At 66.7% G+C, this 2,181-nt stretch carries 2 protein-coding genes; both read left to right on the plus strand.

Annotated elements, in window-relative coordinates; genetic code table 11:
* The first annotated feature begins 100 nt into the window (after nucleotides 1–100).
* On the plus strand, nucleotides 101–1,192 hold the full coding sequence (gene pheA / locus RI841_RS11790) for a prephenate dehydratase (protein ID WP_310705793.1): 1,092 nt from the start codon (nucleotides 101–103) through the stop codon (nucleotides 1,190–1,192).
* Nucleotides 1,193–1,194: 2 nt separating this feature from the next.
* The coding region (locus RI841_RS11795) for a prephenate dehydrogenase/arogenate dehydrogenase family protein (RefSeq protein ID WP_310705794.1) at nucleotides 1,195–2,181 on the plus strand (987 nt) is incomplete at its 3' end.

Below are 2,181 nucleotides of genomic sequence, written 5' to 3' on the forward strand. Positions count from 1 at the left end.
GGCTTACGGCTTACGGCTTACGGCTTACGGCTTACGGCTTACGGCTTACGGCTTTACGGCTTTACGGCTTACGGATTCAACCACATTCAGGGGACACCGCATGACCGATACCCCCAGTGATCTCGAGGCGCTCCGCCAGCGTATCGACACCCTGGACAATGATATCCTGCGCCTGATCAGCGAGCGGGCGGCCTGCGCCCAGCAGGTGGCCGAGATCAAGGCCGACCATGAACCCGGGGCGGTCTTCTACCGGCCCGAGCGCGAGGCCCAGGTGCTGCGCCGGATCATGGAGCTCAACCCGGGGCCCCTGGATAGCGAGGAGATGGCCCGGCTGTTCCGCGAGATCATGTCGGCCTGTCTGGCCCTGGAGCAGCCGGTGAAGGTCGCCTACCTGGGGCCGGAGGGCACCTTCACCCAGCAGGCCGCCCTCAAGCACTTCGGTGAAAGCGCGATCAGCCTGCCGATGGCGGCCATCGACGAGGTGTTCCGCGAGGTGGAGGCCGGCGCCGTCAACTACGGTGTGGTGCCGGTCGAGAACTCCACCGAGGGCGTGATCAACCACACCCTTGACTCCTTCATGGATTCCTCGCTGCGCATCTGCGGCGAGGTGGTGCTGCGTATCCACCATCATCTGCTGGTGGCCGAGACGACCCGCCGGGACAAGGTCTCGCGGATCTACTCCCATCCGCAGTCCTTCGCCCAGTGTCGCAAGTGGCTCGACGCCCACTTCCCCCAGGCCGAGCGAGTGCCGGTCTCTTCCAACGCAGAGGCGGCGCGCCTGGTCAAGACCGAGTGGCACAGCGCGGCCATCGCCGGCGATATGGCCGCCAAGCTCTATGGGCTTGCCAGGCTCGCCGAGAAGATCGAGGACCGCCCGGACAACTCCACGCGCTTCTTGATCATCGGTAACCAGGACGTGCCCATTTCCGGCGAGGACAAGACCTCGCTGGTGGTCGCGATGCGCAATCAGCCAGGGGCCCTGCATGACCTGCTCGAGCCCTTCCATCGCCACCAGATCGACATGACGCGCCTCGAGACCCGCCCGTCGCGTACCGGCGTGTGGAACTACGTGTTCTTCATCGACTTCAAGGGGCATCGCGAGGAGCCGCCTGTCGCGGCCATGCTCGAGGAGGTCCAACTGCGCGCCGCCGAGGTCAAGGTGCTGGGTTCCTACCCGGTGGGTGTCCTCTAGGCATGGCAGAGGAACTGCGCGAGTCACGCATCCTGATCGTCGGCCTGGGGCTGATCGGTGGTTCCCTCGCTGCCGCTCTGCGTGCCAATGGCTTTGGACTGGCAAAGGAAGGCGAACGCGTCAGCGCCGGTGCCTTCGGGCCGACCGGCGGGGGCGGGCCGGTGGAGAGAGCAGAGATAGTCGCTTGCGACCCCGATGCAGGCGAGATCGCCCGCGGTATCGAGATGGGCCTGATCGACCGCGGTGACACCCGTCTCGAGGCGGTGGTCGAGGGCGCGTCACTGGTGGTGCTGGCGGTGCCGGTGCTGGCCATGGCCGACGTGATGAGGGCGCTGGCCGCCTGCCTGGATCACGCCGCGCCTGATGTTGTCCTCACCGATGTGGGCAGCACCAAGGCGGCGATCCGCGAGGCGGCCGTGGCCGCTTTCGGTCGCGTGCCGACCAATCTGGTGCTCGGCCACCCCATTGCCGGTTCGGAAAAGAGCGGGGTCGCTGCCGCCGATGCCGGACTCTACGCACGCCACAAGGTGATCCTCACCCCCGAACCCGATACCGACCCAGCCGCTACGGCCAGGGTGCGTGCGCTCTGGGAGGCCGCCGGGGCCGACGTGCTGGAGATGGATGTGGCGCGTCACGACCAGGTGCTGGCGCGGACCAGCCACCTGCCGCATTTACTGGCCTTCTCGCTGGTGGACACCCTGGCCCGCCAGGACGAGCGCCTGGAGATCTTCCGCTATGCCGCCGGTGGGTTTCGCGACTTCACCCGCATCGCCGGCAGCGATCCGGTAATGTGGCGCGACATCTTCATGGCCAATCGCGATGCCGTACTCGCCTCCCTGGACGACTTCGAGGCCGGGGTGGCTCGGCTGCGCCGCGCGGTGGAGCACGGTGACGGCGATGCCATGCTGGCCACCTTCGACCGGGCCTGTCACGCGCGCCACTATTTCGAATCCCTGCTGAACCAGACCAGTTATCAGGCGGAGTACCAG

The organism is Halomonas sp. (assembly GCF_031581305.1).
Taxonomy (GTDB): domain Bacteria; phylum Pseudomonadota; class Gammaproteobacteria; order Pseudomonadales; family Halomonadaceae; genus Halomonas.